Source organism: Asaia krungthepensis NRIC 0535 (genome assembly GCF_025995175.1).
Classification (GTDB): Bacteria; Pseudomonadota; Alphaproteobacteria; order Acetobacterales; family Acetobacteraceae; genus Asaia; species Asaia krungthepensis.
Genome location: NZ_BAPV01000005.1, coordinates 108,382 through 124,421, shown reverse-complemented (window position 1 = coordinate 124,421; position 16,040 = coordinate 108,382). Strand labels below are relative to the sequence as shown.

At 60.0% G+C, this 16,040-nt stretch carries 12 protein-coding genes; 5 read left to right on the top strand and 7 right to left on the bottom strand.

Annotated elements, in window-relative coordinates; translation table 11 throughout:
- The first annotated feature begins 122 nt into the window (after positions 1-122).
- From AA0535_RS05095 to AA0535_RS05090, 3 genes are all read left to right on the top strand, one after another.
- The gene (locus tag AA0535_RS05095) at positions 123-1,469 is read left to right on the top strand and encodes an MFS transporter (RefSeq protein WP_264814830.1); all 1,347 of its coding nucleotides are present in this window, start codon (positions 123-125) and stop codon (positions 1,467-1,469) included.
- 437 nt (positions 1,470-1,906) lie between these two features.
- A complete protein-coding gene (locus AA0535_RS15730) occupies positions 1,907-2,497 on the top strand; it encodes a hypothetical protein (RefSeq protein ID WP_306310219.1) in 591 nt (196 codons plus the stop codon).
- Complete coding sequence (locus tag AA0535_RS05090) at positions 2,421-5,003, top strand: TonB-dependent receptor plug domain-containing protein (protein WP_306310222.1); 2,583 nt, start codon at positions 2,421-2,423, stop codon at positions 5,001-5,003. Before AA0535_RS15730 ends, AA0535_RS05090 begins: the two co-directional genes overlap by 77 nt.
- A gap of 393 nt (positions 5,004-5,396) precedes the next feature.
- Here AA0535_RS05090 and AA0535_RS05085 read toward each other — a convergent pair whose 3' ends face one another.
- The 7 genes from AA0535_RS05085 to AA0535_RS05055 all read right to left on the bottom strand — a co-directional run bounded on the left by AA0535_RS05085 (position 5,397) and on the right by AA0535_RS05055 (position 13,894).
- Positions 5,397-6,131 carry a class II aldolase/adducin family protein gene (locus tag AA0535_RS05085; RefSeq protein WP_264814829.1) on the bottom strand — a complete coding sequence of 245 codons (735 nt, stop codon included), beginning with the start codon at positions 6,129-6,131 and terminating at the stop codon, positions 5,397-5,399.
- Complete coding sequence (locus AA0535_RS05080; RefSeq protein ID WP_264814828.1) at positions 6,128-7,162, bottom strand: isopenicillin N synthase family dioxygenase; 1,035 nt, start codon at positions 7,160-7,162, stop codon at positions 6,128-6,130. The genes AA0535_RS05085 and AA0535_RS05080 overlap by 4 nt, the downstream gene beginning before the upstream one ends.
- A 1-nt stretch (position 7,163) precedes the next feature.
- Complete coding sequence (locus tag AA0535_RS05075; RefSeq protein ID WP_264814826.1) at positions 7,164-8,039, bottom strand: sugar phosphate isomerase/epimerase family protein; 876 nt, start codon at positions 8,037-8,039, stop codon at positions 7,164-7,166.
- Positions 8,040-8,051: 12 nt separating this feature from the next.
- Positions 8,052-10,283, bottom strand: coding sequence for a TonB-dependent receptor (locus tag AA0535_RS05070; RefSeq protein WP_373319280.1), 2,232 nt, complete (start codon positions 10,281-10,283; stop codon positions 8,052-8,054).
- Between the two features lie 296 nt (positions 10,284-10,579).
- Positions 10,580-11,341 carry an amino acid ABC transporter ATP-binding protein gene (locus tag AA0535_RS05065; RefSeq protein WP_264814824.1) on the bottom strand — a complete coding sequence of 254 codons (762 nt, stop codon included), beginning with the start codon at positions 11,339-11,341 and terminating at the stop codon, positions 10,580-10,582.
- A complete protein-coding gene (locus tag AA0535_RS05060) occupies positions 11,331-12,917 on the bottom strand; it encodes an ABC transporter substrate-binding protein/permease (protein WP_264814823.1) in 1,587 nt (528 codons plus the stop codon). The genes AA0535_RS05065 and AA0535_RS05060 overlap by 11 nt, the downstream gene beginning before the upstream one ends.
- Positions 12,911-13,894, bottom strand: coding sequence for a LysR family transcriptional regulator (locus AA0535_RS05055; protein WP_264814822.1), 984 nt, complete (start codon positions 13,892-13,894; stop codon positions 12,911-12,913). Before AA0535_RS05055 ends, AA0535_RS05060 begins: the two co-directional genes overlap by 7 nt.
- Before the next feature lie 231 nt (positions 13,895-14,125).
- Between AA0535_RS05055 and AA0535_RS05050 the strand changes: the two genes are divergently transcribed.
- Both AA0535_RS05050 and AA0535_RS05045 read left to right on the top strand, forming a co-directional pair.
- Positions 14,126-14,992 carry a dimethylarginine dimethylaminohydrolase family protein gene (locus AA0535_RS05050; RefSeq protein WP_264814821.1) on the top strand — a complete coding sequence of 289 codons (867 nt, stop codon included), beginning with the start codon at positions 14,126-14,128 and terminating at the stop codon, positions 14,990-14,992.
- Between the two features lie 61 nt (positions 14,993-15,053).
- Entirely contained in the window at positions 15,054-16,004 is a 951-nt protein-coding gene (locus AA0535_RS05045; RefSeq protein ID WP_264814819.1) for a 2-hydroxyacid dehydrogenase, read from the top strand.
- Positions 16,005-16,040 lie beyond the last annotated feature (36 nt).

Genomic DNA, 16,040 nt, shown 5'->3' with positions numbered 1-16,040 from the left:
CAGATGCTCTGGTAATTATAACTCTTTTTTGTGATTTGCCGGACCGGCTCAACCCGCGCAAAGGAGGTCGGGCCAGGCACGCTGCTCGGCAGCAAGATGCCTTTTTGAGACTCAGGAGACACATGATGGCAGGCGGGACATTCGTCGGAGGGGCACGGTCCGCAACCGACACTTTGCCAGACATTGAACCACAGACGGCTTTCGGACGCGTCATTTCATGGGCCGGCATTCCGCCGATCATGATCTGGGGTTTCATCGGCACACTGCTCTTCATGATCGGCGATGGCGTGGAAAGTGGCTATCTGTCACCCTATCTCGTCTCGCTCGGGTTTCAGGAGCATGACGTCGCCGGTCTCTTCACCATTTATGGTCTGACGGCGGCTGTTTCCGCCTGGGCTTCGGGTGCCCTGTCCGACATGTGGGGCAGCCGCAAGGTCATGCTCGTCGGTCTGGCCATCTGGATCCTGTTCCAGATCGGGTTTCTCGGTTTCGCCCTGCCGTCCAAATCCTGGACGCTGATCACGCTGTTCTATGGCCTGCGCGGCTTCGGCTATCCGCTCTTCGCCTTCGGCTTCCTCGTATGGGTTGTGAACACCGCACCTGTTCAGAAGCTCGGATCGGCTGTTGGCTGGTTCTGGTTCTGCTTCACGGCCGGCCTGCCCACGCTCGGCACCACTATTGCCGGTGTGCTTCTGCCTGTGATCGGTGGTTACGCCACGCTGTGGGTCGCACTCAGCTTCGTTGTCTTCGGCGGTGCGCTGGCCCTGCTTGGCATGAACCGCGTTCCCCGCGTCGAAACAGGCAATAAGGGCGCCATCAAGACCCTGTTCATGTCGCTGGCCATTGGCTGGCAGCGCCCCAAGGTTGGCATTGGCTGCATTGTGCGCGCCATCAACACTTCTGCCGAGTTCGGCTTCCTGGTGTTCATGCCGCTCTACTTCACCCATACGCTCGGCTTCACCATGGGCCAGTGGCTGGCGGTGCTTCAGGCCATCTTCATCAGCAATATCTTCTTCAACCTGTTCCTCGGTATCATCAGTGACAAGCTGAGCTGGCGCTATACGGTTCTGATCATGGGCGGCATCGGCTCGACGCTCAGCACCATGGCGCTTTATTTCGCGCCGACCATGCTGGGCCCTGATCATCTGTTCATCGTCATGATCGCCGGTGCCTTCTACGGCATGACCCTGGCTGGCTACGTGCCGCTCTCGGCCCTGATGCCTTACCTCGCTCCCGAGAATAAAGCCGCAGCCATGTCGCTGCTGAACCTCGGCGCAGGCGCCAGCGTCTGGATCGGACCGGCCATCGTCTACATCTTCGAGCCTTCCTTCGGGGTGTTCGGCGTGATGGTTGTCTACTCCATCATCTACTTCATCAGCGCTGTCCTGACGTATTTCCTGAAGCTGGATCCTGAGGTGGAAGCCCATCTGCACTCTACCCGTGCCTCGGCCAAAGGCTTCAGCCACTGAATGACCGGTTTCCTTCTTGAGACGAAGGAGCGAAAGGCGGGGCCAAAAGCCCCGCCTTTTCTGTTTTCTGCGCTGTTCCGCATGACAATGACGGACAGCGAAAGGCCATGACGCATGCCCCGCAAGGAGGCGCTGCTCCCGGTGTTCCAATGCCTGTCAATCGTTAACGATTAACGGTTCCCAGGAAATTCGATTTTTTTCGAAACAGCGCTGCACCGATTGAATGGGTCTCGAATTCATGCGGCTGTAAGTAACTGAAAAGGAATGATTTCCCTTCGGTAACTCTGGATTCGCTACTGTGACATTGTTGCACAGTCGTTTTCAAACTATGTAATAAAAGTGTAACCCGCCTTGCGAGCGTTAACAATCTGCCGTTACGCCTTGGGAACGTTGCGATGCGTAATATCGCGAATTAACCCATTTTGACGGAACGTTCCATGACGCTGTCCCCAAGAGAGACGCACGAATCGGGCATTTCTGCCCCAATCGTCGCCCCGTCAACCCGACGCAAGCGACCACTTGCCGCCGGTCTCATGAGTGCCACCGCCTGTATCGCCCTGTTGCATTTTGTCAGCGACGCAAGAGCACAGAGTGTTGCAGCCCCTGAAACATCCACAATCCCAGTCAACGCCGCGAAGGCTCCTGCCAAGAGCAAGGTGAAGGTCAATGCCCAGAGCCGCTCGACGCGCGCTCGGGCTGTTTCCGCTCCGGTTGGGGACGCTCCCGCGACCTCGCGCCCCGAGACGATCATGGTGACAGGCTCGCTGTTCCGCGATCCGAACACCACCAGCGCCTCGCCCATCACCCACATCACCATGAAGGACATGCAGCAGCGCGGCATCAAGACCGTGACCGATGCACTGCAGCTCCTGTCATCCAACGGTTCTGGCAACCTTACCAATGCCTGGTCGGCAGGGGGGGGGCTTCGCCGCCGGTGCCTCGGCTCCCTCGCTGCGCGGTCTCAGCACGGACTCGACCCTGGTGCTCATGGACGGCCAGCGCCTGTCCTATTATCCGCTGGCCGATGACGGCGAGCGCAACTTCGTCGACACCAACTGGATGCCGCAATCCATCATGCAGGGTGTGGACGTGCTGCAGGATGGCGGTTCGGCCACCTATGGTGCCGACGCCGTTGCCGGTGTGGTCAACATGATCACCCGCAAGGAGATCAAGGGTTTTGAAGGCAATGCCGAAGGCGGTCTGACCCAGCGCGGCGATGCTGGGCATCAGCGTCTCTACGCGACATGGGGCCATGGCGACCTGCATCGCGACGGCTATAACTTCTATATCAACTCGGAATACCAGCAGGACGATCCGCTCTATTACCGTCAGCTCGGCGCGCCCTATAACAACGGCGATCTGACCGGAATCGGTGGTGGCAATGGTAACGACAACATCGCCTCTGGCGGGTCGATCACCAATTTCTCACCTTCGACTGTGGCCCTCGTGCGCCCCGTGACGGGGACCGGCACCAATACGGCACCATGGTCACTGCTGAACCAGCAGGCAGGCTGCGGTAGTCTGGGCGGTGTCGTGACCGGCTCGGTCGGTGGCAGCACCGGCACCAGCCAGGCCTGCTCGTGGAACACGCAGAAATACGCGCAGGTAGCGCCCGATCTGCGTCGTGTCAGCGCCACCGCGCATTTCACAGCCAATGTGACCGAGCGCTCGCAACTCACGGCCATGTTCACCTGGTCGCAGGCGCGCTCGATCATCACCGGCACGCCCTATTCCACCTATGGCAGCACCTCGTACAGCCAGGCCAAGCTGGCCACCGCGCAGAACACCTATCTGCCGGTTTATTTGCCCGATGGCTCGCTCAACCCGAACAATCCCTATGCAGCGCTTGGCGAGCAGGCGCAGGTCAATTACCGGTTCGGCGATCTGATCCCCACCACCATGGAAACCAGCCAGAACTTCCGTGGCTCGGTGCGCTATAATGGCTGGCACCCGTCGCGCTGGGGTTCGGACTGGAATTACGACGTCAACTTCGTTGGCATGAACACGCTGCTGAACCAGACCATCACGGGCGTGCCGACGATTTCGGGCATCCAGAATGCCATTACCAGCGGCAGCTACAACTTCGTGGATCCGTCGCAGAACTCGCAATCGGTGCTGAACTCGATCGCACCGCGCAACGTCATCAATGCGCGTACGCAGGAATATTCGGGTGAGGCGACGCTGAGCAAGGGTCTGTTCCGCCTGCCGGGCGGTATGGCCAAGCTCGCGATCGGTGGCAACATACGTTACGAAGCCCTGAACGACCCGAACGCCAATCCGCTCGACACAGCCAATCCGGCCAATCAGTACACGAGCTATATCAATCCGGTGAATGCCCAGGGCAGCCGCTGGGTCGAGTCGGCCTTCTTCCAGGCCGATGCGCCGATCGTGAAGATGCTGAGCGCCGATGCGTCGGGCCGTTACGATCACTACTCGGAAGGCTTCAGCCATTTCTCGCCGAAATTCGGTGTGCAGTTCAAACCGACCGAAAAGCTGACCCTGCGTGGCACGTTCCAGAAGGGCTTCCGCGTTCCGAGCTTTGCTGAAACCGGTGGCTCGAATGTGGGTTACACCACCTATACGCCCAATAACGCCAACTTCATCAGCCAGCATCTGAACGCCAACGGTACCCCCAATAACTACGCGCAGAACTACTATATCGGTTCGAACACCGCCGGTAACCCGAATCTGCGTCCTGAGACCTCAACCAACTTCTCGGGTGGGCCGATCTTCCGTCCCACGCGCTGGATGACGCTGAGCGCCGACTACTACTATATCCGCAAGAACCACTACATTGCACCGAACCCGGTGGGCACCACGAATGTGGCCAATGCCTATCTGGCAGGTGAAGCCCTCCCGACGGGCGTGACCGTGACGCCGGATATCGCCGATCCGCAGAACCCCGGCGGTCAGCTTCGTCCTGGCATCATCAATCTGGGTTATGTGAACACTAACAAGCTGGTGACGGACGGTTTCGATCTCTCGATCGAGATCAATACCCAGCTCCCCGGTGCCCTGAGCGAAGTCCATTGGTACAGCAAGGGCGGGGCCACCTTCGTGCGCCGCATGAACCTGACCAATCCGGATGGCTCGGTCTATCGTTTCGCCGGTACGCTTGGCCCCTATGGCGCTGTCTCCGCCTCGGGAACGCCGAAATGGCGCGCCAACTGGTCCAACACCTTCTCGTGGCGCAAGCTGGCCGTCACGCCGACGGTCTATTACACCAGCGGCTATCGCACGACGGCTGAAGACCAGACCGGATCGGACACAGCAGGCAACTGCGCCGATGCCCTCCAGTCCAGCAGCTTCGTTCCGCTGGGCCAGTGCAAGGTCAAGGGTTTCTGGGATGTCGATCTGACGGTGAACTACCAGTTCAATCGCCGCTGGAGCGCTTATGCCAACGTCTACAACCTCCTCGGTTTCAAGTCGCCTTACGACTTCGGCACTTATGGTGGCTATCTCTACAACCCGTCCTGGACGCAGAACGGTGTCGTTCTCCGTTCCTTCCAGTTCGGTGTGAAGGTCGCTCTCTGATCGTCCGACACGTCTGACATGAAAAACCCTCCGGGCTTTACCGCCCGGAGGGTTTTTTACGTTCCGGGCATGACCTGCGCCCGAAAAGGCACAGGGCGTGTCAGGGCAAGCTCGAGGAGCATGACGGGTAGTCCCTGCAAAAGCGCGTTCATGCTTGGAAAGCTGGAAAAGCGAGGCGGCCACACGCCAATGCCGTTGCGAAGGTCTGAGGCACGGGCGGGCACGATAGCGTTATGCCGAAGAGGACGGACGAAAGCGTTTTCCCGGCACCCTGATGCATGGAAAACGCTTTATAGCCCTGTTTATGCGCGCTTCTTGACCCGATTGAACGACATCGTCCGATCGGGATCTACACGAGAGGCATGGGTGCGCAGCGCTTCAGAGTGGCGTAGCTCAGTCCCTGTAATCCGGCTGTTCGCGATCCAGCTTGCGGCGCAGGGCTTTCCAGATCATCTGGCCCTGATCGGGGTCTGTCTCGAATTGCTGGCGCGCGCGCAATACCTCGGCTTCGCTCGGACAGTGCAGCTTGGCCCCGGTCGATTGTGCGGCGAGCTGCACGCGGCAGGCCTGTTCCAGATAATACATGCGATAAAAGGCCTGAGCCACGGTGCTGCCAATGGTCAGCAGGCCGTGATTTTGCAGGATCAGTCCCATATGGTCGCCCAGATCGCGCACCAGTCGCTCGCGCTCACTCAGATTGTCGTCTGCCGCAATGCCCTCATAGGGGTGAAACCCGATGCGCCCGTAGAACTCCATATTGATCTGGTTCAGGGGCAGGATTCCGTCTTCCTGCGCCGCAATGGCCATGCCCGCCAGAGTATGGCTGTGCATCACGCAGTCGGCCTCGGGATGGGCGCGATGGACGGCAGAATGGATCACAAATCCTGCCGGATTGACCGGCCAGCTCGTCTCCTGCTGGGGGTGCCCTTCTGAATCCACCACCACAAGCGAGCTTGCCGTAATCTCCTCGAAAAGCAGCCCGTAGGGATTGACCAGAAAGCGATGCCCCTCTCCGGGCAGACGCACGGAGAGATGGGTGTAGACCATGTCGGTCAGGCCGAACTGCGCGTAGAGCCGATAGGCGGCAGCCAGTTCCTCGCGCAGTTCCCTCTCGGTCCGGGTGGTCATGCGGTCACTCCCGTCTTGCTGAAATGCCCGAACGTGTTGGTGCGTCGCGTTCCCTCGGGCAAGCTGATCTCGCCGCGCTCGCGTTTGGCGATGAGATAGGAATAGGTCTGCATGGCCTGCGCCCACATGTGATCGCCGATCTTCACAGCCTCATAGGCGGTGTCGCCCTTCTCGAAAGCGGGGAGGGGACGTATCTCGTGATGATAATCGCAGGCATAGAAGAGCGGGAAGGAATAGCGTTCCTCCTTCACGCTGCGTACACGATGGGCGGTGGCGACAAAGGTACCCGCCGTCATCATTTCGAGCATATCGCCGATATTGACCACGAAACTCCCCGGAATGGGCGGTGCGTCGATCCACTCACCCTTGCCGTTCAGCACCTCCAGACCCGGCTGGTCGGCCAGCAGAATGGTAAAGCACTCATAATCCGTATGCGCGCCAATGCCCGGTGCGTCATGGGCCTCGCCATCGAAGGGATAATGGATCATGCGCAGTTTCGAGGGAGGGAACTGCGCTACATCGTCGAAACTATGTTCATCGAGCCCCAGTGCGAGGGCGAAACCACGAAACAACGCGCGCCCCAGCTCGAAAACGGCCTTGTAATAGGCGCTTGCCCGTTCGCGGAACAGCGGGATTTCAGGCCAGTCATTCGGACCGAGAAGCGGCGTTCCGGACTGGACCAGAGGGTGATCGGCAGGAACCTCGAAGCCGATATCGAAGGCTTCCTTATGGTCGGGTCGGGATTTGTTGTAGATTTCCTCCCCTTCCGGAACGAAGCCCTTATGAGAGGCGGAACTCCCGATATAGCGCTTCATTTTCTCCTCCAGAGGCTGGGAGAAGAAATCCTTCGCGGCCTGGCGCAGATCGGTGATGAGTTTGGGCGCGACGCGATGACCGGCAATATAGAAGAACCCGATCCTGCTGGCCGCCTCGTGCAGCGCCGCCGCCACTTTCTGACGATCGGTCTTGTCTGCCGAATACAGCCCGGCAATATCGATCACCGGAATGGACGTGAACGTCTCTTCTGTCATGTCAGGACTCTCCTGCTGAAGCGGGGAAGCACCCCGCGAAGGATCTGACCTGATCCTGCCTGAGCCAGTCATTCATGGCGTGGCGGTCGGCAAGGGGCAGATCGGTGAAGGGCAAGGTATGGGTGTAGCCATCGGGGCCACATTCCGGTGTCAGCGTCGTGACATCGTAGCCGCGAGCGCGCTGTGACACCCAGATCCGGCACCAGAAATCGCGGTGAAAATCGAGTGCGGCGCGATTTTCAGGTGCCGCGGGATGCGAAACCTGCGGTCCCTGATCGTAGCCCACGCGCGCCTGAACGTGATGCACGCGCGCGATAAAAGCGCTGAAATCATCGCAGGGGTCATCGAGCAGTCTTTCGCAGCCCACCACCCAATGGCTGATATCGGCGGTAAAAAGCGCCTCAGGTATCTGCGCGAGAACATCGAGCGTCATCCAGGGCGTGGCGCAGAGCCGGGCACGATGGGTCTCGAAGCTGAGCGTCAGCCCGTGCTTCTGTCCCAGCTGCAGGGCACGACCGATGAATTCGGCCTGGAGCGCAGTATTCCAGCGATCATTGCCGCCCAGCACGTTCACGAAGCGGGGGGAGAGGAGCGCGGCGCGCCCAAGAGCATCATCCAGATCGGCCAGATGATCGTCCAGCGTCGCGCTCTGGCGGGGTATGACTCCGCCCCCGGTCAGGGCAATGGCGATATAGGGGCATTCTGCGTCGCGCAGTGCCATGCAACGGGCTGAGAGGTTTTCCGGTTCCGGGATACGCGCCTCGATACCGTCATAGCCTCGACGATGGGCATCGGCGATGACGGTATCCCAGGGGCGGAGATCGCCCCAGAGTGTCAGGAAGCTGTCGAGGCGCATCGGCGTGTCGTCTCCCGTCATGCTCGTGTCGGATCAGAAATTATAGCGCAGATCGCAGCCGATCCAGCGTGGCGTCTGAAGGAACTGCACGCGGGAATTATCCGACCCGGTGAAGGAATAGGTGTTGCCGTGCTTGTTGAGCATGTTGTCGACATACACGGCAGCCGTCCATTTGCCGGTTTTCGGCCCCACTTCCATCCGCATCCCGAAAGAGCTGATCTTGTCGGTCACGCCATTGGGGTCGCCCAGAGCCACGAGCATATTGTCCTTCCAGGTGTAGCTGGTCTGGAGCGTCATACGATAGGCGCGCGGCAGGTCGATGCCATAGCGTGCCACGGCATTCCAGGAGAAGCGCGGGGCAAAAGGCAGCACCGAATGAGCGGTAACGGAGGAAAGCAGCGGCAGACCGCCAATATCATTGACCGCATTGGTCGCCTGCGCATCGAGATAGGCGAAAGAGCCACGCAGATCGAGATTCGGGATCAGATCATACAGCGTGCTCGACAATTCACCGCCACGGGTACGGGCACGGGGGATCGGCCCAAGGCTGAGCGAGGTGATGTTCATGGGCATTTCAGCCACGAACAGCGTCTGGCGGTTGTGATATTCGTAATCGAACAGTGCGCCTTCGATCTGCACATGGTTGTGCATCAGGCTGGTCTTGGCGCCGATTTCATAAGCGATCATGTTCTCAGGACGCACGTAATCGAGCGCCTGAGGGGCTGAAACAGGGGCCGCAAAATAGGCGCCCGCCTTGTAGCCGTTGGAAATGGTGGCATAGACCTGTGTGCCGGGCACGATGGTGTAACGGAGCCCCACGCGCCCTGTCAGGCGGGCATAGGAATGGGTGGTGTCGAGGCGTGACAGATAGGCACCCTTGGTCGTCAGCGCACCAGCATCGTCGATCGTGCCGCCATTGAAGCCACGATCATCCCAGGAGAAACGGCCCGAGGCGATGAAATCGAGGTTCCGCAGCACATTGGTGACCGTGTTGATATAGAGCCCGGACGAGACATTCTGCTGTACGAAGCGATCCGTCAGATTGCCGTTGGGCACGCCGAGCAGAAAGGAGCGGTAACTCGTATAGGCCCCGTTGATCTTATCCCAGGATTCGTAGACGCCCACCGTCAGGTGGAAGCGCTTTGCCAGATCCATCCTGAGATGCATGTCATGGGACTGGGCGAGGGACGTGTCGTTCCAATGATAATCACCGACGTTGATTGATTCACCATCGTAATTATCATAATCGCTGCGACGGAAGGCGTCGAACGCAGTGGTCGAAACAAACTGCCCCCAGTTGAAATCATGCGTGTAATTGATCGAGACGCCGCCGCCATTCTCGTTGCGGCCCACACGGTTCGTGCCCACATTGACCGCGTTATAGGCGGCGTTCGGCCCCACACCCACCGTTCCGGTCGGAAAGCCGTTGACCGCATCGCCATCCGTATCCTGCGGCGACATCGAAATACCCTTGTCGCGCGTGTAATGGATGTTCAGCAGCAGGCTAGAACGGTCATCAATCAGAAAGCGCGTGAGATTGCGCAAGCCGAGCTGATCCTGCGAGCCATAGCGTTTGTTCGTGTGGATATCGCGCTGCCAGCCATCGCCATTGATATAGGAAAAGGCGGTGCGGTTCTGGATACGGTCGGTAATTGGCACATTGACCGCTGCACTCGCCGTGTTGGTACCATAGCTGCTATAGCCCCAATCCACATAGCCGCCGAATTTGCCATCGGGCTTGACCGTCTCGACCGCAATGTTCCCGCCCGTGGAACTGCGCCCGTAATCGAAACCCTGCGGCCCCTTCTCGACGGCGACGGACTGGGTGTCGAACATCTGCCCCGTATAGAATACAGGATAGGGGGCAAAGACGCCGTCCTGATAGATGCCGATCCCGCCCATATTATTGCCGGTATAATCGTCCAGCCCGATCCCGCGGATCGAGAAGACAGGCGTGCTGCCCGAAGTGGCATTCACCGCGGTAAGGCCGGGCGTATAGGCGGCAATATCCTTGGGGCTGGTGATGTGCAGTTCCTGCAATTCGCGGCCACTCAGCACATTGACCGTCGCGGCCGTGGTCAGGAAGCGCTGCGCCCGCGAGCCCGTGACCTGAATGGCCTCCGGGTCGGAATGGGGCGCTGCATGACGCCGTGAACGAATGCCACTGCGCGACGCCTGACCGACCCGGGACGACACCGCGCGATGAGTGGCATTCTTCTGGGCCGCGACACTTGGCGCGGTGGCTGCATGGGCCACACCGCCCATACAGGGCGCGTTCAATCCCGAGCCAACCAGCACGATTCCGGCGGAGAGCGAAAGCGCCGTGCTGGTCAGGCGGCGAAATCCTTTGGGCAGGCGCGTCATCATGAAAAGGACTCCCGTCAGTGGCTTCCCTGTCATTGAAGAGGCGAAACGACATCATGGTCGATTGGAAAAAACCAAACCTCACTTTGTCAGATCATTACCCATTTCGCGCCTTCCTTGAAATTTGACGCAAGAGCGCACGAGCTCTCCCGTTCTCCTGGGGCGGAGAGGAGGAAGCCTGAATCTCGTGCCTTGGTTCAGGCGTGATGGATCATCTGGTCCAGAAACTGGCGTGCACGCGCGCTTTGCGGAGCCGTGAAGAATTGCTCGGGCGGCGAGGCTTCGAGTACGACGCCCTTGTCCATGAAGACGACGCGATCGGCGATGTGACGGGCAAAGCCCATCTCATGGGTGACACAGATGGTGGTGATCCGGCGCTCGGCCAGACTATCGATGATCCCGATCACACCCTTGATGGCCTCGGGATCCAGAGCAGCGGTGGGCTCGTCGAAGAGGATGATATCGGGGGCCATGCACAAGGCGCGTGCAATGGCGACGCGTTGCTGCTGACCGCCTGAAAGCTGGATCGGGTATTTATCGGCCTGTTCGCCGATACCGACCTGATCCAGATAGGCACGCGCGAGGCTTTCGGTCGCATCGCGATGGGCCTTGCGCACTAGACGCGGGGCCAGAATGCAGTTTTCCAGCACGGTCAGATGCGGGAACAGATTGTAGTTCTGGAATACCATGCCCACCGCCCCGCGCAGCAAAGGCAGGCTGGTCTTGTCGTCAATCACCTCGCCATCGATCATCAGCACACCGCTATCATGCGGCTCGATCCGGTTGAGCGTGCGGATGAAGGTCGATTTTCCCGAGCCCGAAGGGCCAAGCACGACGATCTTCTCCCCATGGGCGATATCGAGGCTGATCCGGTCCAGAGCCAGAAACTCGCCATAGAATTTGCTGAGCTTGCGCAGGCTGAGCGCGCAATCCGGATCGGGAGGCAGATTATGCAGCATGGCGCGACGCCTCCGTTCCGTCTGTTGGGCTCTCGATACGCGGTCCTGTCTTTCCTCCGGCACTGGCGCGACTGGCCCAGACGAAGCGGGTCTCGATGCGTTTTTGCAGATGCAGGAAGGCGAAGACCATAGCCAGATAATAGACCAGTGCCGCCGCGTAATACTCGGTGAACTCGAAGCTGCGCGCCACCTGGACCTGGGTAATGAAAAGCAGTTCCTGCAGGGAGATGACCGAGGCCAGCGAGGTGGTCTTGAGCAGGGAGATGAACTCGTTGATGGTGGGCGGCAGGGCCACGCGCAATGCCTGCGGAAAGATCACATGGCGGTAGATTTGCGACGGACTCATGCCCAAAGCCTGCCCGCCTGCCAGTTGCCCGGGGTCGATGGCGCTCAACGCGGCACGGTTGATCTCGACCTGATAGGCCGATTCATTGATCGACAGGCAGATCCAGGTGGCAAGAAACGGCGAGAACCATCCTTCACGAAATATGGGAAAGAATTGCGGCAGGGCATTCCAGATGAACAGTAATTGCAGCAGGGTCGGCGCGCCCCGGAATACGGCGACATAGGCGCGCAGGAAGGGATGCCAGAGGGAGCGCGGCGCGTTGAGCTTGAGCGCGATGGGAATGGAAATCACGATGGCGGCGGCATGGGAGGCCAACGCAATGACCAGTGTCATCACGGCGCCTTTGAGAAATGCCATGGAAAACAGCGCCGAAAAGAAAGTGGCGGTATTGAAACGCGGCCTTTCGCTCGTCACGCCGAGGGCGGCGCGCGCGGCTTTACCCACATTCCATTTCTTCTCGAGGGCCGTGATTTTGCCTTGTCTCTTCAGCGTGTCGATGGCAGCGGCCAGAAGCGCCTTGTCCTGACCGGAGCGGCGCAGATAGAGCGCGAACTCGGAATAGCCCGGCAGGCTGGGACTGAAGATCACGTGGAGCTTCCCGCCAAGCTGGGCCTGACGATAGAAAAGCTCGACATCCTGACTGAGGAAATTCTGCGAGCGCCCGACAAGCACCTGCTGCACCACCTGATCCTCGCTCGGATATTGCTGCAAGGCGATGGGGGGCTTGCCGCGCGAGATCAGGGTCCGGTTGATCTCCTCGATACGGGCCGCATAGCTGGTCCCGGATTCGACGGCGAGGCTCTGGCCGGCCAGAGCCTCGAAACTCGTAACCGGCGCAATCTGGCTCGGGGCCACGATAACCGGTGAGGTGTCGAGATAGGCAACGGCGTCGAAAAGATGCTCGCGTGCCGCCTGCTTCAGCACCCCGCTGATGACCAAGCTGCACCGCCCGGCGGCCAGACTCGGGAACAGCCCCGTAAAATCCATGGTCTTGAAGGTGACCGGCACATGCCACAGCGCACCGAGCTCCCTGGCCAGTGCGATATCGAACCCGTCAATCGCCGAGAGATCCGCCCCATTGACAAAGGTCATGGGCGGCAGGGTCGGGTTGGTGCACACACTCAGCGTGTTGTTCTCGATGAAGGAGGGGCGCTCCTGCGCCCTGACAGACGCGCTCGACAGAAGAGCTGCGAGGCAGAGGAGCAGGCAGGTCAGAAGCCGCATCAGCATGTCTCTTCGAGAATGGAGCGGAATGTTTCGGCCATGAGACCGTTTTCCGGCGTGGGGCGTATCAGGAAATAGAAGTGATTGACCAGATGCAGGTCATTGAAACGGATATGACGCAACCGGTCCTGCTGGACCATCTGGGTGACGAACAGCTCAGGCAGGAACCCGACATACATGCCTGACAGGATCAGCAGCGCGCGGGAATCGATGTTCTCGGCTTTCGCGGCGAAATTCATGGCGGGGCGTAATTCGTCCCAGCGCGGGGACGAAGCGGCATCGCTCACGCTGATCATGCGTGCCTGCGCCAGAGCCGCGATATCGATAGCCTCTTCCGGCACTTCGAAAAGCGGATGACGTGGGCCGCAATAGAGATTGGACCGCTCGCTGAACAACGCGGTCGCTTCCATTTCCGGCTGCTGATGGGGGTAGAGCGTGATCCCTGCGGTTGCCGTGCCGTTGCGAACGGCGAACTCGACATCGCGTGTCGAGGCGGAGCGCACATCCAGTTCGACCGCCGGATAACGGCTGGTAAAGATCTGTATGGCGCGCAAAAGCGCCGTCTCCCCATGGAACTGGATGTTATCGGGCAGATAGAGGCAGAAACGGCCTGACAGCGTGCCGCTCACGTCATTGATTCGCTGCTGAAACAGATCGAGATCGTTGAACAGACGCGTCGTGGCATCGAGCACGCCTTCCCCCTCGCTCGTGAGCGCAAATCCTGCCCGACCGCGATGGCAAAGCACCATGCTGAGGCGGTTTTCGAGCGCGGCAATATCGATGCTGATGGAGGATTTGCTCTTGCCCAGCGCAAGCTCGGCCGCGGCAAACCCGCCATGTTGCGCCACGCAGGCAAAGACCCGCAGCAACCGCAGATCGACCTCCGCAATGCGGCCCTGAAATCCGCTGGCACGGGGGAGGCGTCGAGGCTGGTTGGGCGTACGCGCACGGGACAAGGGCAGGAATCCTGATTCAGACAGCATGATATGATATCCCCCCTGTCATCGTGATCAACCTGCCCTTTTCGATTGCCCATGCTGTGGGATGACGGTTTCTTCGAGCAGTATGACGGGGTTTGTCGCGTCTTTTAATTTATGAAACGCCAAACCAAACTCCATCTCATTATGATTGAGCAATGGCGTGCGGCCCCCTAGCGTTCTTTCAGCCCGTTCGAGGCCTTTCATTCCTGCCTGATAGATCAAGGGGAGCCGCGCATGACCGCCAATCGCTGGTTTGTCGATAGTGAAACCGGAACGCTGACGGATGTGCTGCTCTGCCCACCCGATTTCTATAGCTGGAACCCCAGCAACGATATCGCCATACGCAGCCTTGCCAGTGGCGCACGCCCCGACCCGGCAAAGCTGCGCGCCCAATTCGATGGTCTTGTGGCCGTGCTGAAGGAGGCAGGCGTCCATTGTCACTTCCTGACGCCTAGGGAAGGGCAGATCTATCAGGTCTATACCCGCGATTCCTCCCAGACCACGCCATGGGGCACGGTGGTCACCCGCCTGATGCGCCCCGAGCGCCAGCCTGAAAGCGAGGGGATCGAGGCATTTTACGGCGAGGATGAAATCATCGGTCGTTGCACCCAAGGCTATGTCGAGGGTGGGGATATCCATATCATCCGCCCGGGCCTGGTCGTGGTCGGCGTGAGCGGGGGACGCACCGACGTGACGGGCGCACAGGAATTCCTGAAGCCTTTCGAAGCGGCGGGATGGACCTGCCGCATGATCCATTTCCCCGAGCATTTCCTGCATCTGGATGTGATCTTCACCATGGTGTCCGAAGGGCTGGCGATTGGCGTGACCGATGTGCTCGAGGATGAAGACCTGGCCTGGTTCGAGGCGCAGGGCATCCGGATCTTGCCGGTAAGCTACAAGGAAGCCATGCGGGATATGGCCTGCAACGTTCTGGCTCTGGGTGACGGCCGCGTGGTCAGCCCCCGTCATTCGCGCCGGGTCAACGCGCTGCTGCGCGATCATGGGCTGACGGTTTATGAGCCCGAACTCGACCAGTTTTCCCAGGGCGGCGGCAGCATTCATTGCATGACGATGCCGCTCAGACGTGCCAGTCTGGCCTGATCCGCCACAAGGTCTCCGGGCCGGAAACCCGGTGCGATTCCGGGAACAGGAGAGACAGATCATGGCCCCAAGGTTGATAATCAGTGCGGATGGACCCGAGGCTTATGCGGGGTGGCGCGATTCCTTCGCGCAGCATGCCCCGGAAATCGACGTCGTCTCCTGGTTCGATACCCAGACCCCGCGAGAAGAGGCGCAATATGCGCTGGTCTGGGAAGCCGATGATCATGATCTGCGGGCCATGCATCACATGCGGGGCATTCTCTGCACTGGCGCTGGCGTGAACCATCTGGTGAGCAGTCCCGATTTTCCCCACCATGTGCCTCTGGTGCGTATGGGTGGCGGCGATACCGGAACGCTCATGGCCGATTACGTGCTCTGGGCCTGCATGACCCTTCTGCGCGATGCACGCACCTGGGCATTGCAGCAGGAGCGTCATGTCTGGGCGCGCAACCTAGTCTCGCGCACCTCTGCCAGCACGCATGTGACAGTGCTGGGCTATGGGCAGATCGGCTCGGTCGTGGCGCAAAGACTGGCGCGGGCAGGGTTTCAGGTTACGGCCTGGCGTCGCGCTTCGGGTGAGACCCGCGATGGCGAGGTTCGGCTCCTCGGCGGTGAGGAGGGGTTTGCTTCCGCTCTGGCTGGCACCGATCTACTGGTCAATCTGCTGCCAAGCACGCCCCAGACCCGCCAGATCCTGAACCGCGGAAGCCTGTCTCTGCTCAAGCGCGGAGCGGGGCTTATCAATGTCGGGCGCGGCGATCATCTGGTCGAGGCCGATCTTCTGGCTCTGCTGGAGGCGGGACATCTCGCCGGGGCCGTGCTCGATGTCGTTGCGCAGGAACCGCTCTCACCAGTCTCGCCTCTCTGGGATCATCCTGCCATCACGCTCACGCCCCATGTCGCCTCTGAAGCGTCAAGAGAGGCTCAGGTGCGCTATCTGGCCCAGAGTATCGCCCAGCTTGAACGCGGCGAGATGCCTGCGCTTCTTTTCGACCATCGGCGCGGTTACTGAAACGCTGCGCTTCGCCCTCACGGCCTGTTTTGCAGT